This is a genomic window from Actinomycetospora sp. TBRC 11914 (assembly GCF_012933465.1).
Lineage (GTDB): Bacteria > Actinomycetota > Actinomycetes > Mycobacteriales > Pseudonocardiaceae > Actinomycetospora.
The window spans coordinates 31,610-54,331 of the sequence record NZ_JABBND010000006.1 but is presented as its reverse complement, the minus strand read 5'-3'; the positions used below and the strand labels follow the sequence as shown (position 1 = coordinate 54,331).

The 22,722-nt window shown below is 74.6% G+C and carries 24 protein-coding genes and 1 other RNA gene; 9 read left to right on the top strand and 16 right to left on the bottom strand.

The window, feature by feature from the left end; genetic code table 11:
* Positions 1-12: 12 nt before the first annotated feature.
* The 3 genes from HH311_RS12075 to HH311_RS12065 form a co-directional block, all read right to left on the bottom strand.
* Positions 13-1,326, bottom strand: a complete 1,314-nt coding sequence (locus tag HH311_RS12075; protein ID WP_169183914.1) for an ArsB/NhaD family transporter — start codon at positions 1,324-1,326, stop codon at positions 13-15.
* A gap of 10 nt (positions 1,327-1,336) precedes the next feature.
* On the bottom strand, positions 1,337-2,104 hold the full coding sequence (locus HH311_RS12070) for a sulfite exporter TauE/SafE family protein (RefSeq protein ID WP_169183913.1): 768 nt from the start codon (positions 2,102-2,104) through the stop codon (positions 1,337-1,339).
* 142 nt (positions 2,105-2,246) lie between these two features.
* The gene (locus HH311_RS12065; RefSeq protein WP_169183912.1) at positions 2,247-2,822 is read right to left on the bottom strand and encodes a hypothetical protein; all 576 of its coding nucleotides are present in this window, start codon (positions 2,820-2,822) and stop codon (positions 2,247-2,249) included.
* 110 nt (positions 2,823-2,932) lie between these two features.
* Between HH311_RS12065 and rnpB the strand changes: the two genes are divergently transcribed.
* Positions 2,933-3,340: RNase P RNA component class A (gene rnpB / locus HH311_RS12060), an RNA gene on the top strand.
* Between the two features lie 150 nt (positions 3,341-3,490).
* Here the strand turns inward: rnpB and HH311_RS30965 are convergent.
* Complete coding sequence (locus HH311_RS30965) at positions 3,491-3,862, bottom strand: cupin domain-containing protein (RefSeq protein WP_211190149.1); 372 nt, start codon at positions 3,860-3,862, stop codon at positions 3,491-3,493.
* 361 nt (positions 3,863-4,223) lie between these two features.
* On the opposite strand from HH311_RS30965, the gene HH311_RS12050 reads away from it, so the two are divergent.
* From HH311_RS12050 to HH311_RS31695, 3 genes are read left to right on the top strand one after another with little or no spacing between them, the layout of a single operon-like run.
* The gene (locus tag HH311_RS12050; protein WP_169183911.1) at positions 4,224-4,634 is read left to right on the top strand and encodes a DUF2267 domain-containing protein; all 411 of its coding nucleotides are present in this window, start codon (positions 4,224-4,226) and stop codon (positions 4,632-4,634) included.
* Positions 4,631-5,350: a type 1 glutamine amidotransferase domain-containing protein gene (locus tag HH311_RS12045; protein ID WP_169183910.1), complete on the top strand. Its 720-nt coding sequence runs from the start codon at positions 4,631-4,633 to the stop codon at positions 5,348-5,350. The genes HH311_RS12050 and HH311_RS12045 overlap by 4 nt, the downstream gene beginning before the upstream one ends.
* A gap of 27 nt (positions 5,351-5,377) precedes the next feature.
* Complete coding sequence (locus HH311_RS31695) at positions 5,378-6,610, top strand: hypothetical protein (protein WP_169183909.1); 1,233 nt, start codon at positions 5,378-5,380, stop codon at positions 6,608-6,610.
* 121 nt (positions 6,611-6,731) lie between these two features.
* Here the strand turns inward: HH311_RS31695 and HH311_RS12035 are convergent, their stop codons facing one another.
* On the bottom strand, positions 6,732-8,171 hold the full coding sequence (locus HH311_RS12035) for an NAD(P)/FAD-dependent oxidoreductase (RefSeq protein ID WP_169183908.1): 1,440 nt from the start codon (positions 8,169-8,171) through the stop codon (positions 6,732-6,734).
* Between the two features lie 439 nt (positions 8,172-8,610).
* Between HH311_RS12035 and HH311_RS12030 the strand changes: the two genes are divergently transcribed.
* Both HH311_RS12030 and HH311_RS12025 read left to right on the top strand, forming a co-directional pair.
* A complete protein-coding gene (locus HH311_RS12030; RefSeq protein ID WP_169183907.1) occupies positions 8,611-8,814 on the top strand; it encodes a cold-shock protein in 204 nt (67 codons plus the stop codon).
* Between the two features lie 127 nt (positions 8,815-8,941).
* Entirely contained in the window at positions 8,942-10,351 is a 1,410-nt protein-coding gene (locus HH311_RS12025) for a wax ester/triacylglycerol synthase domain-containing protein (protein WP_312030098.1), read from the top strand.
* Positions 10,352-10,358: 7 nt separating this feature from the next.
* Here HH311_RS12025 and HH311_RS12020 read toward each other — a convergent pair whose 3' ends face one another.
* Both HH311_RS12020 and HH311_RS12015 read right to left on the bottom strand, forming a co-directional pair.
* Positions 10,359-11,327 (bottom strand): aldo/keto reductase, encoded by a 969-nt coding sequence (locus HH311_RS12020; protein ID WP_169183905.1) that lies wholly within the window; start codon positions 11,325-11,327, stop codon positions 10,359-10,361.
* Between the two features lie 38 nt (positions 11,328-11,365).
* Positions 11,366-11,704 carry a hypothetical protein gene (locus tag HH311_RS12015; protein WP_169183904.1) on the bottom strand — a complete coding sequence of 113 codons (339 nt, stop codon included), beginning with the start codon at positions 11,702-11,704 and terminating at the stop codon, positions 11,366-11,368.
* Between the two features lie 190 nt (positions 11,705-11,894).
* Here HH311_RS12015 and HH311_RS12010 point away from each other — a divergent pair, with 190 nt between their 5' ends.
* The gene (locus HH311_RS12010) at positions 11,895-12,533 is read left to right on the top strand and encodes a biliverdin-producing heme oxygenase (RefSeq protein WP_312030097.1); all 639 of its coding nucleotides are present in this window, start codon (positions 11,895-11,897) and stop codon (positions 12,531-12,533) included.
* 10 nt (positions 12,534-12,543) lie between these two features.
* Here HH311_RS12010 and HH311_RS12005 read toward each other — a convergent pair whose 3' ends face one another.
* The 6 genes from HH311_RS12005 to HH311_RS11980 all read right to left on the bottom strand — a co-directional run bounded on the left by HH311_RS12005 (position 12,544) and on the right by HH311_RS11980 (position 18,557).
* Entirely contained in the window at positions 12,544-13,740 is a 1,197-nt protein-coding gene (locus tag HH311_RS12005) for an FAD-dependent monooxygenase (protein WP_169183902.1), read from the bottom strand.
* A gap of 90 nt (positions 13,741-13,830) precedes the next feature.
* Positions 13,831-15,060, bottom strand: coding sequence for a cytochrome P450 (locus HH311_RS12000; RefSeq protein WP_169183901.1), 1,230 nt, complete (start codon positions 15,058-15,060; stop codon positions 13,831-13,833).
* 97 nt (positions 15,061-15,157) lie between these two features.
* Positions 15,158-16,117: an AraC family transcriptional regulator gene (locus HH311_RS11995; protein ID WP_169183900.1), complete on the bottom strand. Its 960-nt coding sequence runs from the start codon at positions 16,115-16,117 to the stop codon at positions 15,158-15,160.
* Positions 16,118-16,195: 78 nt separating this feature from the next.
* The gene (locus tag HH311_RS11990; RefSeq protein WP_169183899.1) at positions 16,196-17,125 is read right to left on the bottom strand and encodes a patatin family protein; all 930 of its coding nucleotides are present in this window, start codon (positions 17,123-17,125) and stop codon (positions 16,196-16,198) included.
* Positions 17,122-17,904 carry a putative protein N(5)-glutamine methyltransferase gene (locus HH311_RS11985; RefSeq protein WP_312030096.1) on the bottom strand — a complete coding sequence of 261 codons (783 nt, stop codon included), beginning with the start codon at positions 17,902-17,904 and terminating at the stop codon, positions 17,122-17,124. Before HH311_RS11985 ends, HH311_RS11990 begins: the two co-directional genes overlap by 4 nt.
* A 17-nt stretch (positions 17,905-17,921) precedes the next feature.
* On the bottom strand, positions 17,922-18,557 hold the full coding sequence (locus HH311_RS11980) for a TetR/AcrR family transcriptional regulator (RefSeq protein ID WP_169183897.1): 636 nt from the start codon (positions 18,555-18,557) through the stop codon (positions 17,922-17,924).
* A gap of 52 nt (positions 18,558-18,609) precedes the next feature.
* Here HH311_RS11980 and HH311_RS11975 point away from each other — a divergent pair, with 52 nt between their 5' ends.
* Positions 18,610-19,188 (top strand): NADPH-dependent FMN reductase, encoded by a 579-nt coding sequence (locus tag HH311_RS11975; protein ID WP_169183896.1) that lies wholly within the window; start codon positions 18,610-18,612, stop codon positions 19,186-19,188.
* Between the two features lie 82 nt (positions 19,189-19,270).
* On the top strand, positions 19,271-20,446 hold the full coding sequence (locus HH311_RS11970) for an alpha-hydroxy-acid oxidizing protein (RefSeq protein ID WP_169183895.1): 1,176 nt from the start codon (positions 19,271-19,273) through the stop codon (positions 20,444-20,446).
* A 70-nt stretch (positions 20,447-20,516) separates the two neighbouring features.
* Here the strand turns inward: HH311_RS11970 and HH311_RS11965 are convergent, their stop codons facing one another.
* The 3 genes from HH311_RS11965 to HH311_RS11955 all read right to left on the bottom strand — a co-directional run bounded on the left by HH311_RS11965 (position 20,517) and on the right by HH311_RS11955 (position 22,683).
* Positions 20,517-20,813 (bottom strand): EthD family reductase, encoded by a 297-nt coding sequence (locus tag HH311_RS11965; protein WP_169183894.1) that lies wholly within the window; start codon positions 20,811-20,813, stop codon positions 20,517-20,519.
* Between the two features lie 113 nt (positions 20,814-20,926).
* Positions 20,927-21,376, bottom strand: coding sequence for a DUF6918 family protein (locus HH311_RS11960; RefSeq protein WP_169183893.1), 450 nt, complete (start codon positions 21,374-21,376; stop codon positions 20,927-20,929).
* Positions 21,377-21,474: 98 nt separating this feature from the next.
* Positions 21,475-22,683, bottom strand: coding sequence for an alpha/beta fold hydrolase (locus HH311_RS11955; protein WP_169183892.1), 1,209 nt, complete (start codon positions 22,681-22,683; stop codon positions 21,475-21,477).
* Positions 22,684-22,722: the final 39 nt, after the last annotated feature.

Sequence of the window (22,722 nt, the reverse complement as noted above, 5' to 3'; positions counted from 1 at the left end):
GCGTAGGGCCGGTCAGGCCACCAGCCACAGCGCGACGGTGCCCGCGACGAGCGCCGCGGGGGTGGTGACGAGGCCCGCGATCGTGAACCGCCGTAGCGACGGCGCCGCTCCCTCCGCGGACATCACCCGCCGCCACAGCAGCGTCGCGAGGGACCCGACGTAGGTGAGGTTGGGCCCGACGCCGACCCCGATCAGCATCGCGAGCACCGTGGCCGTCGCGGGGGCCGGGCCGAGGGCGTCGAGCAGGAGCAGCGTCGCGGGCAGGTTGTTGACGACGTTGGCGAGCACCGCGGCGAGCCCGGCGACCGCGAGCAGCCCGGGCAGGCCGGTGCCGAGCGGTGTGACGATGCCGGTGAGCACCCCGCCGAGCCCGTGGGTGCCCACCGCGGCGACGACGACGCCGAGGGCCAGCACGAACAGGCAGAAGAGGGGAGCGGCGGACTCGACGACCGCGCGCGGGGTGGTGCGACGGGAGGCGAGCGACCGCGCGCCGAGCACCACGACTCCGACGACCGCGACCCACACCGGCTCGACCCCCAGCGGGGCGGCGGCGCCGAACCCCACGAGGGTCAGGGCGAGGACGACGAGGGCGTAGCGGGGGGTGGGGGTGTCCTGGTCGAGCTGGTCGGGCCGGTCGGGCTCGTCCTCGGGGCCGGCCTCCGGTCGGTCGATCTCTCGGCGGAACACCCACCGCAGCCCGACGTACTCGACCGCCAGCACCACGACCCACGGCAGCGCCATGAGCGCCGCGAACCGCAGGAACGACAGGTGCGTGGCGCCGACGGCGAGCAGGTTGGTGAGGTTGGAGACCGGGAGCAGCAGCGACGCCGAGTTGGCCAGGTGCGCGCAGACGAAGGCGGCGGGTGCGACGGCGAGGCGCATCCGCCGGGCGGTGCGCACGACGACCGGGGTCAGCAGGACGACGGTGGCGTCGAGGCTCAGCACGGCGGTGGTGACCGCGGCGAGGGCGAAGACGCGGCGGAAGAGCCGGTTCCCAGTGTCAGCGGTGTCGCATCGCAGACACTCAACGTCCGAAAAGCCACTCTCACGTCGGCGCCGCAGCAGCGACCCCGCCCAGGTGAACACCCCCTCGGCGTCGGCGAGGTGGGCGAGCACGAGCACCGCCGCGAGGAACCCGACGGTCGGCCCGAGCTCGACGACCTCCGTCAGCGCCTGCGGCCACGCCAGCAGGCCGGTCCCGACGACGAGCGCCGCGGCGGGGATCGCCGCGACCGCCTCCGGCGCCCCCCGCGGCCGCCACACGGCGACGACGAGCACCGCCGCGAGGAGCGCGACGGCGAGCGCGGTCGCGGCGTGGCCCGTCACCGGAAGACGCTCACCCCTTGAGGAACAGGTAGATCGCCACCGCCACGCCGAGGACGACGACGCTCCAGCGCAGCACGTTGTCGGGCATCTTCTGCGCCACGGCCATCCCGAGGTAGCCCCCGATGAGCGTCGACGGCGCCAGCAGCAGGACCGCGAACCAGTCGACCGGCGCGAAGAACCCGAACAGCACCACGGTCACCGTCGCGACCACCAGCGACAGCAGCACCTTCACCGCGTTGAGCCGGCGCATCGAGTCGGCGCAGAGCAGCGAGAGCACCGCGATCAGCACGACGCCGAGGGCCCCGCCGAAGTACCCGCCGTACACCGCGGCGACGAAGGTGACGACGGCGAGGGCGACCGGCCGCTCCCGGCCCTCCGACTCGCCGTCGCGCGAGGTCCACCGCTTGATCCACGGCTGGGCGCCCAGCGTGAGGCTGGCGAGCAGGACGAGGATCGGCACGACCGCGTCGAACACCGACTGCGGCAGCACGAGCAGCAGCCCGCAGCCGACCGCGGAGCCGAGGGCGGCGGGGATCGTCGTGAGGGCGAGCCGGCGGCGCTGGCCGCCGAGGTCGCGGCGCGCGGACAGCGTCGAGCCGGCGTAGCCGGGCCACTGGGCGACGGAGTTGGTGACGTTGGCCGGCAGCGGCGGCAGTCCCGTCGCGAGCAGCACCGGGAAGACGATGAGCGAGCCCCCGCCGGCGATCGCGTTCACCGCGCCGGCGAGCAGCCCGAGCACGACGAGCAGGACGATCTGCAGCGCGCCCGGATGCGTCACGGCTGGGCACGCTAGCCCTGGTGCGGTGGGTGTGCCCGCCCGCCGGGGCGTCGTGGGAGGGCCGTCGTCGTCACGGATCCTCTTGTCGGGAGCGACACGCCCACGTGGCGCCACGACTCGCGACCGGGAATGAGATCTTCGTCTAGGTCGGGGCCGTGTCCCTGCGGGCGCCGACGAGCAGGCCGGCGCCCAGGCCCGCGACGCCGAGGTCGCGGACCCCCGCGGCGACGAGCTGCAGACCCTCCGGTGCCCCCTGCGACGCCGCCACCAGGACGACCCCGACGGCGAGGGCGACCCCGGCCCACCGCGGCAGGACACCGGCGCGGAACGAGGCGTAGCCGAACCAGACGCCCGCGGCGACCATGATCGCACCGTGGACGGTCATCCCGACGCCGAGCTCCTCGGACAGGGTGGCGTAGTCGGGGGTGCCGGTGACCAGCGCGTAGACGACCGTCCCCGTGAAGTAGACGTACGCGTAGGCGTAGGCGCCCGCGGCGATCGCCGCGCTCCGCGGGATCGACGGCCGCTGCGCGAGGTGGAGCCCGATCACGAGGAACGGGACGGCGGCCTCGGCGACGAGGGTCAGCCAGAGCTGCGGGGTCGAGAACCCGCCCTGGACGGCCTCGAGGACGTCGGACACGAAGTAGAGGGCGGAGAAGACGACGGCGGCGGCGCCGAGGAGGGCACGGGGAGGTGGCGTGCCGACCGTCTCGGACATGGCGACCTCAGCTCCCCGACCAGGCCACCGAGGGTCCGCGCCCGGTCCACGACGCACAAGGGCTCCACGGCGGGCCGAGCATGTGCCGGCGCTACCATCGGTGACGCGGAGGAGTCGGCCGGGCGGCCGCGTCGGGCCCCACGAGGGCCCGTCGAGGAAAGTCCGGACTCCACAGGGCAGGGTGGTTGCCAACAGCAACCCGGGGTGACCCGCGGGACAGTGCCACAGAGAACAGACCGCCACCGGCGCGAGCCGGTGGTGAGGGTGAAACGGTGGTGTAAGAGACCACCAGCGTCCTGGGTGACCAGGACGGCTCGGTAAACCCCACCCGGAGCAAGGTCAAGAAGGTTCCGCCGGAGACGGCGGAGCTGCGCAGGTCGTCCGAGGGCTGCCCGCCCGAGACCTGCGGGTAGACCGCTGGAGCCCGTCGGCGACGGCGGGCCGAGATGGATGGTCGCCGCCCGCGGACCCGCGAGGGACCGTGGGCACAGGATCCGGCTTACAGGCCGACTCCTCCGCCCGCCCCTTCTCCGCCGCGGCGGGGGAGGGGCCGCCGGTGACGAGCTGCCCCGTGTCGTCCTGCCGCTCACTCACGAGATCGGGCGTTCTCTCGTCGGCGGTGGGCTGGGTAGCCGGACCGGCGGCCGTGCCCGGGCCTGGGGTGGATCTCACGTCTGCGCGCGCTGCATCCATTCCTGGATCGCGGCCTCGGTGACGGCCAGCTCCTCCTTCGGGCTGAACATCACGAACTCGCTGCCGGCCTCGGCGGCCGGGACGTGTCCGGGCGACATGTAGAAGGCGTCGCCCGGTCCGTACTCCTCCTGCTTGTCGTCGTAGTCGACGGTCATGCGGCCATCGATCACGTAGCCCCAGTGGGGGCACCGGCAGTGGCTGCCCGGCAGCCCGGCGAGCATGTCCTTGAGCGAGTGCGTCTCGCGGATCGTCACGAACTGCACCGTGTAGTCGTCGAGGTGGGCGGTGCGGTCGACGGCGAGCCCGAAGTCCTGCTCGTGCGCGGTTGTCCTGGATGTGGATGGCATGACGGTCTCTCGGTGGTGGTGCCTCGCGGTTGCTGGAGGAAGGCGCACGCTAGGTGCCGGCCGGCAGTCCGTCCATGGGGCGACCGCCCCATCTTTCCGGCCGTCATCCCTGAGTTCATGCCTCGGCGGGCAGGTAGTCCTCCTCGGGCAGCAGCCCGTGCTGGATCGCGAACAGACTGGCCGTCGGTACGGCGACCGGGTGGGGCGCGGGCGCGGCCGTCGTGGCACCGACTCTGCGGCGACCATCGCAGCTCGGCGAGCAGCCACCGCCACCGGCTCGGCCTGGCGGGGTGAATCCGGCCCGGCAGAAACCATCTCCGGGGCCTGGGACGCTGCCCGCCGGCGGCGGCCATGGTGGGCCATGGACCACAACCAGTTCATCGACGAGGTGGCCGAACGGGCCGACGTCGGGCGAGAGCAGGCCGAGGCGCTGACCCGGGCCACCCTGTGGACGCTGGGCGAACGCATCACCGGTGGGGAGGCCCGCCACATCGCCGCGCAGCTCCCCGCGGAGCTGCAGACGCCCCTGGTGGCGGCCGAGGAGGAAGCCGAGGGATTCAGCCTCGACGAATTCATCCGGCGGACCGCGGAACGGGCCGGGGTGGACCGGGGCACGGCGGACATCGGCGTGGCCGCGGTGCTGGCCACGCTGCGCGACACGATCAGCGGTGACGTCGTCAGCCACATGATGAGCCAACTGCCCCTGGAGTTCAGGGAAGTGGCGGCCGGCCCTCGCCTCCGGGACGTTCGACCAGCAGGAGGAGACCGATGACCCGGATCCTGCTGGCGCTCTCCGGCAGCGACCACTGGACGCTCCAGGACGGCAGCCGACACCCGACCGGCTACTGGGCCGAGGAGTTCGTGGTGCCGCACAGCGTGTTCCGCGACGAGGGTGTCGAGGTGGTCGTCGCCACCCCGGGCGGCGTGGCGCCCACGGTGGACCGGATGAGCCTGCACCCGGAGAGGGCGGGCGGGGAGAGGAGAGCCACCGCGTTCCGCGACTACCTCGACGCGATCGCCGACGATCTGGCGCACCCGATGGCGTTGGAGCACGCCGTGGGGCACGTCGCCGACTACGACGCCATCTACATCCCTGGTGGGCACGGCCCGATGGAGGATCTGGCCGACTTCCAGCCGCTGGGCGAGATCCTCCTCCAGTTCTTCGGCGCGAACCGCGTCGTCGCGGCGGTCTGCCACGGCCCGGCGGGCTTGCTGTCGGCCAACCGTCCCGACGGCGGCTGGCTGTTCGACGGCCTGCACATGACGGGTTTCACCGACGAGGAGGAACGCCTGGGTGGGCTTGCCGACCGCGCGCCATGGCTGCTGGAGGACCGGCTGCGAGAGCGCGGTGCGGACTTCGAGGCGGGCCCGCCGTGGGCGCCGCACGTCGTGGTGGACGGGAACCTGCTCACCGGCCAGAACCCCGCGTCGTCCCAGGCGGCCACCGAGCGGACGCTGGACGAATTGCGCGTACACCACGCGCTGTGACGTCACCGGCGACTGCCATCGGCAGAGGTGTCGCCCGCTCGGTCATTCCGTAGACCCCCCGCCGACGGCTCGATCGCCCGAGAAGAGTGTGGTGCCACGGGCAGGAAGCGAGCGACGATGATCACTGCCGAGATCGTCCACCGGATACTCCGGTTGCGCGGCGACGGGCTTCCACTCGTGTCCGTGTACGTGCGGGTGCCGACCGACCCGACGGACCGCGCCGATCTGCCCGGCCGACTGAACAGCGTGCTGGACCAGGTCGAGCCGATGGCCGAGGACAAGTCGCTGGATCGGGCCGCCCGGCTGTCGCTGCGCGGCGACATGGAGCGGATGCGCGAGGAGGTCCGGACCGAGCGCTGGCGGCCCGGCGCGGTGGCGTTCTTCTCGTGCAGCGCCCGCGACGTGTTCGAGGCAGTGCAACTGCCGCGTGCGGTGCAGGACCGTGTCGTGCTGGACGAGACCCCGTGGGTACGGCCGATGCTGGCGGTGCTCGAGGAGTACGCGCGGTGCTGCGTCGTGGTCGTCGATCGGGCCAGGGCGAGGGTGTGGGAATGGTTCGCCGACGAGATCGAGCCGATCGCCGCCCTGTCCGACCGCACGATGCGCAAGCCGAACTACGCGGCGACCATGGCCGAGGACAGGGTGCACCACAAGGCCGAGGAACTGGCCCGGGAACACTACCGGCACACCGCAGCCGAGCTGGCACAGCTCCACGAGGCCGACGGTTACGACCTGCTCGCCGTCGGCGGTCACCGGGCCGAGCTACCGCAATTCCTGGACGCCCTGCCGCGTGGCCTGCGCAAGCGGGTCGCCGGCACGTTCACCGTCGACCCGCACACGGTGGATCGCGGCACGATCAAGCAGAAGGTGGAGCCGATCGTCGCGCGCTACATGCGCGACGTCGACCTCCGGCTGGTCGGCGAGGTGCTGGAGAGCGTGGCCAGGGGGAGGGGCTTCGGCGTGCTCGGCGTCGCCGACTGCCTGTGGGCCGCCACCGTCAAGGCGGTGGAGACGCTGCTGGTCCAGGACGGCGCCATGGTCGCCGGGGTCGCGTGCACGAACTGCAGCTGGCTCGGCACGTCGGGGGACACCTGCCCGTTGTGCGAGCACGCGACCCGGCACACCGAGGACATCCTGGACGAGCTCACCCGGGCGGTGATCGACGAGAGCGGCAGCGTGCGGCACGTCCAGGAGGACACCGACATCGCCGAACACCTGGCCGCCGCGTCGCTCCGTTTCCCGTTGCCGCCCGTCCCGTAGGCCCTGCTCAGAGGGCCGCTCGTCCGTAGCGGCGCACACGCGACTCCGCCGCCACGACGTGCTGCGGCGCGACCGGGTCACGACGACCCGGTCGCGCCACCGCTCTCCGCCCCGAGGACGGCTACCCGACGACCGGCACCCGCGCCGCCGGAGCTCCGGCCAGCGCCGCCTCGAGCTCGTCCCGCGTCGGCTGCGGCGGCCGCACGGGCGGGTGCGCCACGAGCACCTCCCGGACCCGCTCCTCCAGCGCCGGGTCCTCGTACACCTCCTCCGGCCGGCCCACCATGCCCATGACCCGCCAGAGCGCCCGGAACGCGGTCGCGTCGGTCTGCGCCGCGGCGCGGAGCCGGCCGAAGTCCAGCCGACCCGACGGAGACTCCACCGGCGCCGGGGTGCCCTCCACGACATGCCGTAGCCGGGCCGCCGCCGCGGCGTCGTTCACGGCCTGGTCGGCGTACCAGGGCGCCACGTCCCGCGCGACGACGCGGTCCATCGCCAGCGCCTGGCCGCGGAGGTCACCAGGCGTGGCAGCGACGACGTCCGCGAGCGCGGCGACCGTGCGCGCGGCGAGGCTCAGGCCGCGGGCGAAGGTCGGGTTGGTGGTGCAGACGACGTCGCCGACTGCGTGCACCCCGAGGGCCACCGGCTCCCCGTCGACGACGAGCCGGCGCAGCGTGTTGTGCAGGCCGCCCATGACGTGCAGCGCGGTCGTCGGCTCCAGCAGGTCCATCCACGGGGCGCAGAAGGGCACCGTCCGCAGGACGGCGTCGAAGACCGCGGGGTCGCGGGCCGCGGTGAAGCGCCGGTCGGAGGCCAGCGGCGCGAGGGCGAGCTGCATCGAGCCGTTGTCGCCGCCCCAGATGCCGGCGACGAACTCGTCGAGCCCGACGACGGTGCGGGTCGTGAGCGGCCCCGGGAGGGCAGCGTCGCGCACCCGGTACTGGCGGCTGTAGTAGGCCAGGCCGCACTCGGCGCGGGTGACGTCGCTGCGGCGGGCGCCGAGCGGGGCCAGCCACCGGTCCAGCGCGGTCCGGCGGCCCGACGCGTCGACGACGAGGTCCGCGTCGAGATCACCCCGGGCCGTCTGCACGCCCCGCACCCGCGGCGGGCGGCCGTCGTCGGCGACCAACCCCGTGACGGGTGTCCCGTACCGCACCTCGACGCCGGGCTCGGCCGCCGCGGCCCGGGCGAGCACCCAGTCGACGGTGGCCCGACGGCTGAACAGGAACGTGAGCCGCTCGTCGCCCGGCCGGGGAGCGCGGTCGGTGATGCCGGGGGGCATCTGGGACACCAGTGACGCCTCCACGGCCCCGGCGGCCAGGATGCCCTCGTACACGTCCGGCAGCCGCTCGCGCAGGATCTCCCGGAAGGTGGCCAGCACGACGTGCGGCTGCACGACCTGCGGCGCCGCGGCCCGGAACGCGGCCGCCGCGGCTGCCTCGACGTCCGCGGCGGGCGCGAGGTCGTCGCGTTCGACGATCACCACGTCGTGCCCGCCACGGGCCAGCACCAGCGCACACATCAGGCCCGCCGCGCTGCCCCCGATGACGACGACCCTCACGCGTTCCACCTCGCCCCGACACGTGCAGGCCGGGACCACGGCATCACCGTGCGTGGTGAACAGGGGGCGGCGCCCACCGCCGTCGGTGTCCCGGACGGCGCGTCCATGCCTTCACGGTGACCCAACGCACAGCACCTGGCAACCAGGTTGGGCCGAACGAGGACTCGGTCCCGGACGAGGGGTCTCCGCGCCGCCTCGACGACGACGTCCGACGGGTCCGTCGACCCCGACACGACGCCGTCCGGCGCAGCCGGCTCCGGCGCCCGTGCTACGGTCGGACCAGTTGCAGTCTCGTTTTCCTCGCTGTGCTCGAGCTCCGTGGATCATGTGACACCGCCCGGCTCGCACCGCAGAGATGCACACGCCCTCTCGTGCTCCGGTCTCGGGCAACGCCCGTGGGCAGGTCGCCCGCGGACCGCTCGACCCCGAAAGAGGATCGATGTCTGAAGGAACCGTCAAGTGGTTCAACGCCGAGAAGGGCTTCGGCTTCATCGCGCCCGACGACGGCGGTAAGGACGTCTTCGTCCACTACTCCGCGATCCAGGGCAACGGCTTCCGCTCGCTGGAGGAGAACCAGCGCGTGGTCTTCGAGTCGAGCCAGGGCCAGAAGGGCCCGCAGGCCGACTCGGTCCAGGCTCTCTGACAGACCTGGACCCGGCTGGGCGCCGCCGTCAGGGTGCTGCGCCCGGCTCGCCGGGGGCTGTGGTCCCGCGCCTCATACCCGCGGACCACAGCCCCACCACGGCGCCGCCCGGTGGAGGATGCCAGGGGTGACCGACGACCTGCCCCTCGTCAGCGGACCGGGCGAGATGAACCCGCTCGAGACCATGATGTGGCGGGCGGAGGTCGACCCACGCCTGCGCGCGACCGTGGTGATCGTCGACGTCCTCGATGCCGAGCCCGACTGGGACCGCCTGGTCGCCGCCCACGAGTGGGCGAGCCGGGCCGTTCCCCGCCTGCGGCAGCGCGTGGTCGAGCCCTACGGCTGGGGCGCTCCCACCTGGGCGACCGACCCCGACTTCGCCCTCGGCTTTCACCTGCGGCGGACCCGCCTGTCCGACGGCGGCTCCCTGCGTGACCTGCTCGACCGCGCCGGGCTCGCGATGATGACCCCGTTCGACCGGCACCGCCCGCTCTGGGAGGCCGAGCTGGTCGGGGGTCTCGACGGCGGGCGCGCCGGCTACCTGCTCAAGGTCCACCACAGCCTCGCCGACGGCCTGTCGCTGGTGCAGATCCTGGGGCTGCTGCACAGCACCGTCCGCGAGCACCGCGGCGACAAGGTCGACGCGCCGCTCCCCGCCGCGAGGCCGACCTCCCGGCTCGGCGCCACGGCCGCCCAGACCGGGCGCGCGATCGCCGCGACGCCCTCGGCGGTGCTCGACGGACTGCGCTCCGGGGCGAGCCTGCTGGGCGGGGTCGCGACCGCGCCGCTCGCCACCGCCGCCGACGGCTGGAACGCCGTGACCTCGGCGCTGGCCGCCGCGGTCCCGCCGTCCGCGCCGGGCTCGCCGCTGCTGCGCGCGCGGGGCACCAACCGCCGCCTCGAGGCCCTCGACGTCGACCTCGCCCCGCTGCGCGCGGCCGGCCGCGCCGTCGGCGGCTCCCTCAACGACGCCTACCTGGCCGCGCTGCTCGGCGGGCTGCGCCGCTACCACCTCGCGCTCGACGCCCCCGTCCCCGCCTACATCCCGATGGGGATGCCGGTGAACACCCGCGACCCGTCCGACCCGATGGGCGGCAACCGCTGGGCGGGCATCCGCTTCGCGGCGCCCCTCGACGACGTCGACCCCGCCGCCCGGATCGCCCGGGTCCACGCGATCGTCCGGGAGGTCACCGGCGCCCGGGTCGTCGACGCGCTCGGGATCATCGCGCCGCTGCTGGCCGCCCTGCCCTCCCCGCTGCTCACCCGCATCCAGGGCGGCGCCACCAGCGCCAACGACCTGCAGGCCAGCAACATCCCGGGGATGCGCCGACCCACGTACCTGGCCGGTGCGCGGATCGAGCGCAGCTACCCGTTCGCGCCGCTGCCCGGCGGCGCGCTGATGATCGCGCTGACCTCCCACGAGGACACCTGCTGCGTCGCGGTGACGCTCGACCCGGCGGCGGTCACCGACCCCGACCTCCTCCGGGAGTGCCTCGTCGCCGGGTTCGACGAGGTCCTCGCCCTCGCCGGCGACTGACGCCGACTCAGCGCTCGATGAGCCGCATCTGCTGCTCGGAGTGGTGCCCACCCGCCGCGGGCGTGACCGCGTCGAGCCGGGCGAGCTGGTCGGCGGTGAGCTCGACGGCGTCGGCGCCGACGTTCTCCTCGAGCCGCGAGACCCGCTTCGTGCCCGGGATCGGCACGATGTCCGACCCCTGGGCGAGGATCCAGGCCAGCGCCACCTGGGCGGGCGTCGCCCCGGCGTCGTCGGCGATCGCCCGGACCTCGTCGGCCGCCGCGAGGTTGCGCCGGAAGTTCTCCTCGGCGAAGCGGGGGTTGCTGCGCCGCATGTCGTCCTCGTCGAGGTCGTCGACGGAGCGCACCGCGCCGGTGAGGAACCCCCGCCCGAGCGGCGAGTAGGCCACCAGGCCGATCCCGAGCTCGCGCAGCAGCGGGAGGAGCGCCTCCTGCTCGCGGGTCCACAGCGAGTACTCCGACTGCAGCGCGGTGACCGGGTGGACCGCGTGGGCGCGCCGGATCGTGTCGGTCCAGGCCTCGGAGAGCCCGATCGCGCGCACCTTGCCCGCCGCGACGAGCTCGGCGACCGCCCCGATCGTCTCCTCGATCGGCGTCCGCGGGTCCACCCGGTGCTGGTAGTAGAGGTCGATGTGGTCGACGCCGAGGCGGCGCAGCGAGCCGTCGACGGCGGCGTGCACGTTCTCGCGGCTGGAGTCGGCCCCCTCGCGGCCGGTGTGCGAGATCATCCCGAACTTCGTCGCGAGCACCACCTCCTCGCGGCGGCCGCGGATCGCCTTCCCGACGAGCTCCTCGTTCGTGTACGGCCCGTAGACCTCGGCGGTGTCGAGGAGGGTGACGCCCAGGTCGAGGGCGCGGTGGATGGTCCGGACCGACTCGTCGTCGTCGGCCCCGGCGCCCGAGTAGGCGTGGGACATCCCCATGGCGCCGAGGCCGATGCGGCCGACCTCGAGGGCGCCGAGCGTGGCGGTGTGCATGCCGACCGGGTTCCCCGGACGGCATCGACTCAGCCCGGTCAGCCCGTCTGCGCGCGGAAGATCGGCAGCCGGCCCGTCGCCCCGCAGCGCCACTCCTGCACGCGGATGCCCTGCTCGGCGAGCACCCGCTCGGCCACCCCGCGGGCGTCGGCCGCGCGGGTCCGGGCGTCCGCACCGTGCCCGAGCAGGCCGGTCGACCAGCAGCGGTCGCTGCCGTGCGCGGCGAGCAGGGTCCAGCCGGTGCCGTACCCGGCGACCGGCCGCGCGGGATCGTTGAACACCAGGAGGAACAACGCGCCGGGGCCGGACGGCCCGCCGTCGGGGAGACCGGGCGGCGTGGTCGGGGAGGCGACGAGGATGTCGGCGAAGGCAGTCACGGGAGACCTCCGGAGGCGGGGCACCGTCGGACCCTGGTCTCGAGCCGCGCGCGGATGGTCCCCGTCACAGGAGATCCGGCAAACCCGGCGTCCCGTGATCGTTCCGCGCGGGGTTCCCCCACCGTCCCGGCCCACCTACGGTCGAGGGGCACGACGCGGTGCCCGACCGTCCGCCCACCAGGAGGTGCCGGTGTCCGAGGCGATCCCGTTCCACCAGACCGTCCGGCGCTCGACCCTCGAGGCCCACCAGCGGGCCAACCACTCGCCGTTCATGGACGCGCTGTTCGACGGGCGGCTCGCGGTCGCGGACTACGCCCGCCTGGTCGAGCAGTACTCCTTCGTCTACGGGGCGCTGGAGTCGGTGAGCGACGCGATGACGGACGACCCGGTCGCCGGCCCCTTCGTCCACGACACCCTGCGCCGGGGGTCCCGGATCGCCGAGGACCTGGCCTTCTTCGGGGTGACCGACCCGGAGCCGCTGCCCGCGACCACGCGCTACGCCGCCCGCATCCGGGAGGTCGCGGACTGGCCCGGCGGGTTCGTCGCCCACCACTACACGCGCTACCTCGGGGACGTCGCCGGCGGCCAGGCGGTGGCGGCGCTGCTCCCGCGGCGCTACGGCGTCGTCGGCGGCGGCACCGCGTTCTACGACTTCTCCGCGCTCGGCCCGGTCCCGCGCTTCCGCGAGCACTACCGCGCGCTGCTCGACGCCGCGCCGTGGGACGACACCGAGCGGGGCCGCGTCGTCGACGAGGTCCGGCGGGCCTACGACCTGAACATCGCGGTGTTCCACGACCTGTGGGACCGCGCCGAACCAGCCGCCGCCTGAGCGGGTCGGGTCAGGCCGCGACCGGCTCCGGGTAGCTCGGCAGGTCGATCGCGTCCGACGGCGGCCGGGCGATCGCGTTGACCAGCACGCCGAGCCGCTTCGAGACCTCGGCCGCGGTCCGGAACGCGGCCCGGTGCAGCGTGACCCCGAGCGACGACGTCGGGTTCATCGCCCGGATCACGCTCGGCCGCACCGTCTGGGCCCGGTCGACGAACGGGCGCATCCGCTGCTCGTAGCGCTCCAGCGCCGTCCGGTGGTCGGAGGTGGCGTCCAGCTCGCCCGCGAGCACGTAGGCGCCGGTCAGCCCGAGGCTCGTCCCGGTGCCGAACGGTCCGGCCGCCCACGCCGCGTCGCCGAGCAGCACGCCGCGCCCGCGGCTCCAGCGGTCGAGCCGGACCTGGGCGATCGCGTCGAAGTACATCGGCGCGTCGTCGAGCGCCTCCAGCACGCGGGGCGCCTGCCACCCGACGTCGGCGAACGTCCGGCGCAGGATCGTCACCTGGTCGGCGCGCGAGAGGGTCTCGAGCCCGCGCACGTCGGACAGGAAGCTCAGCATCGCCCGCGTGGTGCCGAGGTTGTCCGGACGCAGGCTCACCCCCAGCGAGCCGGGCCCGTGGTACCAGCGCCACCAGCGGTCGTCGTCGGGAAGCTGCGGGATGGTCAGGTAGGCGATGTAGAGGCCCAGCTCGTCGAGCCGCGCGCCGGGGATGACCAGGTCGCGCGTCCGGGAGTGGGTGCCCTCGGCGACGACGACGAGGTCGGCGTCGACCCGGTCGCCGCTCGCCAGGTCGGCCGTCACGTGGTCGCCGTGGTCGGTGAGGTCGCGGATCTGTTCGCCGAAGCGGTAGTCGGTGTGGTCGCGGGTGCGCTCGTAGAGGACCCGGGACAGCTCGCCGCGGAGGATCTCCAGTTCGGCGGTAGGGCCGTCGGTGTCGTTGTCGCCGGCGGGGAAGGTGGCGAACGCGAACCCGTCCTCGCGCACCATCTTCAGCCCGACCTCGCCGGTCCCGCCGGCACGCACCGCGTCCTCGATCCCCATGAGCCGCGCGACCTGGCGCCCCGCCCCGCGGATGTCGATGTTCTGGCCCTCGTCGCGCAGCCGCGGCGCCCGTTCGACGACGGTGGTGCGCCAGCCCCGCGCGTGGAGCTGGTGGGCGAGGGCGGGCCCGGCGATGCTGGCGCCGGAGATCAGGGCGTGGCGGCTCACGGGGGGTCCTCTCGGGGTGGCTGCTCCCCGGGTGCCCCGTGGTGGAGCGATCCCACCATGGTGAGCGCGACACGATGCGACGACCGGAATTCACGACCAGACGACGTCGAGGCGTTCCAGACCGCGGAAGAAGTAGCTGGCGATGAAGGTCGGCTCGTAGTCCGCGGCGAGCCGGAGCCCCGGGAGTCGGCGCAGCAGCGTCTCCAGCGCGACCCGGATCTCGGCGCGCGCCATCGGCGCGCCGGGGCAGACGTGCAGGCCGCGGCCGAAGGCAAGGTGGTCGCGGACGTTGGGGCGGTCGAGCACGACGGCGTCCGGGTCCGGGAAGACGGTCTCGTCGCGGTTTCCCGAGCCGAAGAGCAGCAGCAGCGGGGTCCCGGCCTCCAGGGGCGTGCCGCCGAGCTCGGTGGCCCGGGTGGTGATGCGGAACAGTCCACGGTGCGGGGCGTCGCGGCGCAGCGCCTCCTCGGTGACGCGGGGGATCGCGCGCGCCGGGTCGTCGGTCACCTGCCGGTACACGTCGGGGTTCTGGAGGATCGCGAGCATCGTCGCGGTGATCGCGTCGCGGGTGGTGTCGAACCCCGCGACGCGGGCGGCGCCCCGGGCGATGGTGTGGACGTACTCGTCCCCGACGCCGGGGAACCCGTGGGCGCCGTGGACGAGGTCGGAGATCAGGTCCTCGCGGGGCTCGGCTCGCCGGGCGTCGATAATCTCCTGCAGGTAGGCGGTGTAGTCGCCCAGTCGCCGGGCGGACTCCACACGGGCCTCCACCGGCGCGAGCGGGTTCCAGAGCATGACGACGTCGTCGGTCCACTGCTGGATCTGTGCGGTGTCCTCCGGTGGGAGCCCGATGATCGCACTGATCACCGTCTGGACGAACGGGACGGCGTACTCGCCGACCAGGTCCGCGTGGCCGGCGGCGAACGCGTCGACGAGCTCCGCGGCCCGCGCCCGCATCGTCGGCATCATCGCCCGCACCCGTGCGCCGGTGAACCCGGCGTCGAACACCCGGCGGTAGTGCTCGTGGCGAGGTTCGTCCTCGTTGACGACCGCGGTCGCGTCGGGGACGTTGCCGCGCTCGAGCTCGGCGACGACCTCCGGCGGGTTGTCGTAGAAGCGGGGGACCGCGATCGACGACGAGTAGGTGTCCGGGTCGTCGATCACGGCGCAGAGGTCCTCGTAGCGGGTGACCATGTACGCGCCCAGGGACGGGCTGAACGCGATCGGCCGGGCGCGGGCCGCCCGGTAGAACAGGTGCGGGTCCTCGCGGTGCGGGCTCGTCATCGGGTTGAAGTCGAACGCGTCGGCCGTGGTGGTCATCGCCGGTGCCTCCTCGTTGCGGACACCGGACGACGCTAGGGACGCCCCGGGTCACGATCGAGCCGCTCCCGGCACCGCCCCGAGCCGGTCAGCGCAGTCAGCGCCGCAGGGTCGCCGACGGGTGCTCGCCGTAGCGGCGCCGGTGGGCGTCGGCGAACCGCCCGAAGTGCGCGAACCCCCAGCGCGAGGCGACGGCGGCGACGCTCGTCGTCGCGGGGTCGGCCGCGAGCAGGTCGGCGTGCGCGCGGCCGAGCCGGACGTCACGAACCAGACCCATCGGGGTGACGCCGAGTTGGCGGGCGAAGCCGTCGTGCAGCCCGCGCACCGAGAGGCCGACGTGCCGCGCGAGGTCCGCGGGTGTCCACGGGTGGTCCGGGCGCTCCTCGACGGCGGCCGCGGCCCGCCGGACGGCCGCGGATCCGGGACGCGGCGGGGCGGCGTCGAGGGCGTCCCGGTCGGGGTGCTGCGCGGTGAGGAGCAGGGCCGCGACGAGCCCCTGGGTCAGCGGGCGCAGGACCAGCGGGTTGGCGACGAGGCCGTCGGGTGCGGCGGCGAGCTCCGCGACGGTCTGCGCGAGCCACCACCACTGGCGGCCGCCCGCCGTCGTGAGGTCGAGGCTCGGCGCGAGCGCGACGGGCGAGCGCACCGGGCGGCCGAGCAGCGCGCCGAGGTGGGCCTCCAGGGCGTCACGCTCGATCTTGAGCCCGAACAGCCGTCCGCCGCCCGCCCACCCGTGCAGCCGCGCCCGGGCGTCGGGCCGGTAGAGCGCCGCGCACGTCGGGGTCGCGCACACCTCCCGGTCGCCGCTGGAGGTCCGCAGCGGGCCGTCGAGGGGCACGTTGACCTCGTAGCCGGTCTCCAGCTCGGCGGTCTCGATGACCACCTCTCCGGCGTAGGAGAGCACGCCCGCCGCGACGGGCCCGGTCGAGACCGCGGAGAGGTGCATCCGGAAGTGCCGGTGGTCGTGCAGCACGCGCAGGCGGTGCGGGAAGTACACCTGCGCGCACGCGGACCTCGCCCGCTCGACGTCGTCGGTCGAGAGCGTGGTCGCTGTCATCGGGTGCCTCCCCTCGGGAGGCCACCGCGGCTACCCACCGGTGTCCAGCCCGGCGTTCCCCGCAGCGGGACGACCGGGTCAGGTCGACGGGCTCGTCAGCGCCGCGCGCAGCGGCGCGTCCGCCGCCTCGTACCCGAGGCGCAGCGCCTCGGCGAGCAGCCCGAGGTCGGTCGAGGTGCGTGAGACCGCGGGCGCGTCGTCGGGCGGGCGGACGTGCAGCAGCCGCCCGTCGGCCTCGAGCTCGGCGAGGAGCGCCTCGGTCGCCCGGGCGCGCTCCGCCCGGTGGACCCAGGCGTCGACGACGCCGGGCGCATGGCGGCGCAGCCACCGCCGCACGACCGCGTCGACGACCCCGGGGGGCTCGGCCGGGACGTGCCCGGCGCCGTGGGTGCGCAGCACGATCACGTGGGTCGCGCCCCGGGCCAGCGCGGTGTGCACCGCGACCGGCTCGGTGAGGCCGCCGTCGACCCAGCGGCGGCCCGCCAGCGCGACCGGCGGCCCGGCGAGCACCGGCAGCGTCGAGCTCGCCTGCAGGGCGCGCCGGAGGTCGGCCGGCCCGGAGAGCAGGGGCGCGAGGTCGGTGGAGGCGCCGGTGTCGGCGTCGGTGGCCATCGGGTGGTAGGTCACCGGGCTCGCGAGGATCGTCGCGCACGGCATCGGCACCTCGTGGACGTAGACGTGCTCCACGAGGTGCTCGAGATCCACCACCCGGCCGCCCCGCAGCACCCGGCGCGGGTCGATCGTCCCGCGCATCACCGAGCGGGACGTCCACGGCGCCATCGCCTCGCGGGCCTTCCCGGCGACGAGCCACGCGGCGTTGAGCGAGCCCGCCGACACGCCGTAGACGTCGTCGAGCAGCGCGGTCAGCCCGTGGTCCTCGACGGCGGCCGCCATGCCGGCGGAGAACGTGGCGCGGCTCCCGCCGCCCTCGACGACGAGGGCGACCCGGGCGGCGTCGTCGTCGCTGCCCTCGTCCCGACGGCGGGCGAGGACGTCCAGGACGCTCACCGCGGCTCCTCCCGGCGGCCGACGACGACGGTCGCGTCGGCCTCGTCGTCGTGCCCGACCGAGGCGGCCAGTCCCGCCGCCGCGACCGCCTCGCGGGCGGCGCCGGCCTGGTGGGCGGCGCACTCGAGCAGCAGCGTCCCGGCGGGGGCGAGCCAGCCGGGGGCGCGCGCCGCGATCCGTCGGAGCACGTCCAGGCCGTCGGGGCCGCCGTCGAGGGCGGGGCGCGGCTCGTGGTCACGCGCCTCGGGCGGCATGGTCGCGACGCCGGCCGTGGGCACGTAGGGCGGCGAGGCGAGCAGGACGTCGACGCGGCCGCGTAGGTCGGCGGGCAGGGCGTCGTCGAGGTCGCCCTCGTGCACCCGGGCGCCGGGCGGGACGGTGCGGCGGGCGCAGGCGACGGCGGCGGCGTCGACGTCGGCGGCGTGCAGCTCGACCCCGCGCACCTCCGCGGCCACCGCGGCGCCGAGCGCGCCGGAGCCGCAGCACAGGTCGACGACGACGGCGCCGGGCCGCGCGGCGGCGACGGCCCGGTCCACGAGCAGCCCGCTGCGCCGGCGCGGCACGAACACCCCGGGCGCGACGGCGACCCGGCGGCCCCGGAACTCCGCCCAGCCCAGCAGGTGCTCGAGCGGCTCGCCGGCCGCGCGGCGGGCGGCCAGGTGCTCGAGTGCGGTCGGGTCGGCGGCGGCGGCGGTCTCGGCGAGCAGCAGCGCGGCCTCCTCCTCGGCGAACACGCACCCGGCGGCGCGCAGCCGGGCCACGAGCGCCGCCTCCTCCACGATCCCGAGGCTAGCGATCACCGGCGCGGGCCGTAGGCGCGCAGGAACGCCGCCAGCCCGGCGTCGGCGCTCGCGTGGATCTCCGCCGGCGGCATCGGGAGGAGCCCGTTGACGGTCCGGGAGCTGACCTCGCCCGCCACGAGCGCGACGAAGTGCGCGGCCGCCCGGTCCGGGTCCTCGGCGTGCAGCAGGCCGCGCTCCGCGAGCCGCCCGATCCGGGCCGCCAGCGCCGCCTGCACCCGTCGCGGCCCGGCATCGAGCCAGGCCTCGCGGGCCGCCGCCGGGACGTGGTGCACCTCGGCGCGCACCTGCAGCACCAGGGCGAAGTGCTCGGCGAACTCCGGGTCCGGGGTGGCCCAGGCGCGGGCGAGCCCGGCGAGGTCGGGGTCGGGGCGGTCGAGGTGCTCGGCGAGCAGCGCGGTGCGGGCCCGCGCCACCCGCGTGGCACTGGCGACAATCACCGCCGCGAACAGCCCGGCCTTGTCCGCGTAGTGGTTGTAGATGGTGCGCGTCGAGACGTCCGCCTCCCGGGCGATCGCGTCGATCGCGGCACGGGTGTAGCCGTCGCGGGCGAACACGGTGAGCCCGCCCCGCAGGACCGCCTCCTGCTTGGCCGCCGACCGCCCGCCGGGACGCGCTCGCGCTCGGGTCACCGCCGGCCTCCTAAGTGCTATGGTCACTGTACTTTAGCCGGAGGAGTCCCCCATGACCCGCCTCGCCGTCGTCGTCGGGAGCACCCGCTCGGGCCGGGCCGCGGCCCGCGTCGGGGAGTGGGTGCTCGAGCGGGGCCGCGCGCTCGTCCCGTCGTCGGTCGAGCTCGACCTCGTCGACCTCGCCGAGGTCGGCCTGCCGCTGCTCGACGAGCCCGCGCCCGCGATCAGGGGCGAGTACGTCCACGAGCACACGCGGCGCTGGTCGGCGATCGTCGCGGGCTACGACGGGTTCGTGTTCGTGGTCGGCGAGCACAACCACGGCTATCCGGCCTCGCTGAAGAACGCGCTCGACCACCTCTTCGCGGAGTGGAACGACAAGGCGGCGGGCTTCGTGGGCTACGGCGTGCACGCGGGCGGCGCGGTGGCGATCGAGCAGCTGCGGGTCGTGCTCGGCGAGCTGCGGGTGGCCACGGTCCGGACGTCGGTGCGGCTGGCCGTGGGTGTCGAGGTCCCGGTCGACGGGGCCGTCGTCGCGGGGGAGCGGGCGGAGCGGTCGCTGGCGATGATGCTCGGCGAGCTGGTGAGCTGGGCCGAGGCGCTGCGCGGGGTGCGGGAGGGCGTGCGGTCGTGACCCGTCGTCGGGGGCGCTCGGCGCGCGGGTGTGCTTCTGTGCTCTGCGGACGCACCGCGCGCGACGGGTCGGAGGGCCGACGATGCAGTACGGCGACTACCAGCTGGAGATCTACGGGGCCGGGCTGAAGGGCGTGCTGCCGCGCTGGCCGGTCGACTTCGCCGGGCTCGAGGAGGCGGCGCGCGCGGCGCTGCCGGACTGGATCCTGAACTACGTCGCTGGCGGCTCGGGCGACGAGCGCACCCAGCGCGGCAACGCGGAGGCGTTCGGCTGGTGGGGGATCGTGCCGCGGATGATGGCCGGCGCCTACGAGCGCGACCTCACGACGACGATCTGCGGCGTGGAGCTCCCGACCCCGCTGTTCTGCTGCCCGATCGGCGTCATCGGGATCTGCTCGCAGGACTTCCACGGCGACCTCGCGGTGGCGCGCGCCTGCGCCCGGACGGGGGTGCCGATGGTGATGTCGACGCTCACCCAGGACCCGATGGAGGACGTCGCGGCCGCCCTCGGTGACACCCCGGGCTTCTTCCAGCTCTACACGCCGAAGGACCGCGACGTGGCGGTCTCACTGGTCCAGCGCGCGGAGAAGGCGGGGTTCTCGGGCCTCGTCGTCACCCTCGACACCTGGGTCACCGGGTGGCGCCCGCGCGACCTCAACACCGCGAACTTCCCGCAGCTGCGCGGGCACTGCCTGGCCAACTACTTCTCCGACCCGGCGTTCCGGGCGCTGCTCGACGCGCCGCCAGAGGAGGATCTCCGCGGGGCGGTGTCGCTGTGGTCGCGGCTGTTCGGCAACAGCGTCGGCTGGGACGACCTGACGTGGATGCGCGAGGCCACCGACCTGCCGATCCTGCTCAAGGGGATCAGCCACCCCGACGACGCCCGGCGCGCGGTCGACCTCGGCGTCGACGGGCTGTACTGCTCCAACCACGGCGGGCGCCAGGCCAACGGGGGACTGCCGGCGCTGGAGACGCTGCCCGACGTCGTCGCCGCGGCCGGGGACGTGCCGGTGCTGTTCGACTCGGGGGTGCGCAGCGGGGCCGACGTCGCGAAGGCGCTGGCGCTGGGGGCGACGGCGGTGGGTCTCGGGCGGCCCTACGCGTACGCGCTGGCGCTCGGCGGCGAGGACGGGGTGGTGCACCACCTGCGCTCGGTGCTGGCCGAGACCGACCTGATCATGGCCGTGGACGGCTACCCGACCCTGGCGGATCTCCGCGCCGAGGGGTCGATCCGGCGGTTGCCGCACCAGGTCCGCTAGGTGGCCTCCGGCCTCGTGAGCACTAAATGTCGCTATAGCGACATTTAGTGCTCACGAGCGCGGAGCGCACCTAGTCGTGCGCGACCAGCAACGTCGCGCCGCCGGTGGCGAAGTTCGGGACGTCCTCCGTGGCGGCCTGGCCCTCGGGCGTCTGCAGCCCGGACTGGAGCGACTCGAGCGAGTCGAAGGCGACCTCGGCGATCAGGTAGTAGGGCGGCTGCGAACCGTCGAGCGTCGCCAGGTGCCGGTAGGTGAAGCTCTGCACCCCGGGGATCTTCTCCGCCAGCGGGGCGTGGGTGCTCTTGTAGTGCTGGTCGAAGGCGGCGGGGTCGTCGGGCTGCCCGTACAGGACCGTGAGGATGTGCATCGGATCACCCTCTCCCAGGCGTCACCCTCCGGTCACCTCTCCGAGCGGAGGGTGAACGAGCGAGGGGCACGTCCCCCTTCCGGGAGACGTGCCCCTCGACGTCGTGCGCGCGCCTACTGGCCGGCGTGCTTCTCGACGACGGCCCCGAGGCGCGGCAGCGCCTCGACGACGTTCTCCTGGGCCTTGGGCCGCAGCTTCGAGTAGACCGAGGTGACGGCGGCCCGGTCCGACTTCGCGGCGCGCCGGTCGGTGACGCCCAGCAGGGCCTCCGACACCGGGCCGGAGTGGGCCGCGAGGTAGGCGCCGAAGTCGCCGGTGGGGGCCGCCTGGTACGCGGTCCAGTGGGGCTCGAGGGCCTCGACGAACTCGTCGAGGAGCGTGTTGATCGCGCCCCAGATGATGCCGGGCTTGACCTTCTTGACGGCGGCGTACCCCGTCTTGATCATGCCGCCCGACAGTCCGCTCTTGTCCTTGACCTCGTCGTCGACCAGCTGGGCCAGGTCGTCGACGACGTATCCGCGCTTGTCGGAGTCGAGGAGAGCTGCCTTGAGGGTGACGGCCACGCGGTGTGTCCTTCCACGGGGGAGCAGGGCGTGGCGACGGTACGACACCCGGCGGTGATCACCCCGCCCGCCCCCGGGCCCGAATGACACCCGTGTGGTTATCGGCCCTCGTCGTCGTGCGCGGCCACGAAGTCCAGGAACGTCGCCCACGAGTGGTCGTGCGCCCGGCGGCCGGCGAGGACCCCGAGGTGCCCGCCCGGCTCGACGGAGAAGCGCAGGTCCGACGACGACGTCAGCAGCTCGGTGCCGCGGCGCACCGCGTCCACCGGGGCGATCCCGTCGTCGGAGCCCGCGATGAGCAGGACCGGCGCGGTGACGTCGGCCAGGTGGACCGGGCGGTCGCCGATCTCCACCGAGTCGGTCGCGACCTCGTTGTGCCGGATCACGTGGTGGTAGACCTGCCCGAACGCGCGGCCGGGGTAGGCGACCATGTTGTTCATCAGGATGTCGACGGCCTCCATCTGCTCGAGCAGCTGGCGGTCGTCGAGGTGGGTCAGGACCGTCACCGGCTTGGTGAGGTACCGGTCGACGCTGACGAGCTGGAAGGCCGCGCGCACCGCGGGCGCGGGGAACCCGCCGAGCAGCCGGTAGAGGGTCGTGAAGATCTGCCCGCCGGTGTACTCAGCGATCGACCGGAACGGGGCCACGATCGGCACCGCCGCGACGTCGACCGGCGCCGCGAACGCCGTCACCGAGGCGATCGGCAGCTCCGGGTGGGCGGCCGGGGTGAGCAGCACGAACAGGCCCCCGAGGCTCCATCCCGCGATGTGCACGGGCCGCGGCTCCCCGCCGGGCCCGGCCTCGTCGTCGCACACCCGGGCCACCGCGGTCGGGACGACGTCGTCGATCCACGTCTCCAGCCCCCGGCGGCGGCCGCTCCAGAAGGCCGGGTCGTAGGTGACGATGTAGACGGTGCGCCCCTCACCGAGGAGGAACTCGACGAGGCTGTTGCCGCGGCGCAGGTCGAAGGCCAGGTCGGGGGCCCCGAGCGGGGGCACGAGCAGGATCGGGAGCCCGATCCCCGCCGGGGCGTCCGGCAGCGGCTCGTAGCGGTGCAGCGTCCACCCGCGCCCGCCGGTCACCGTGGTGCGCGGGCGCCGCCGGGTGTCCGCGAGGTGCCCGTGCCAGACGCGGTCGCGCACGTTCACCGCGGCCGACCCCAGTCGGCCGAGGACCGACCCCGCCTCGCGCACGGCCGCGTCGAGCGCCGCCGGCACCGGCGACGACGTCGGGGCCGGTGCCCGGTCGGCGGACGCGCCGGGGCCGTCGTCCGGGGCGGAGCGGGACGCGGGCGCGGCGGGAGGCACCGCGGCATCGTAGGGCTGTTCGGGGGACGACGGCGGGCC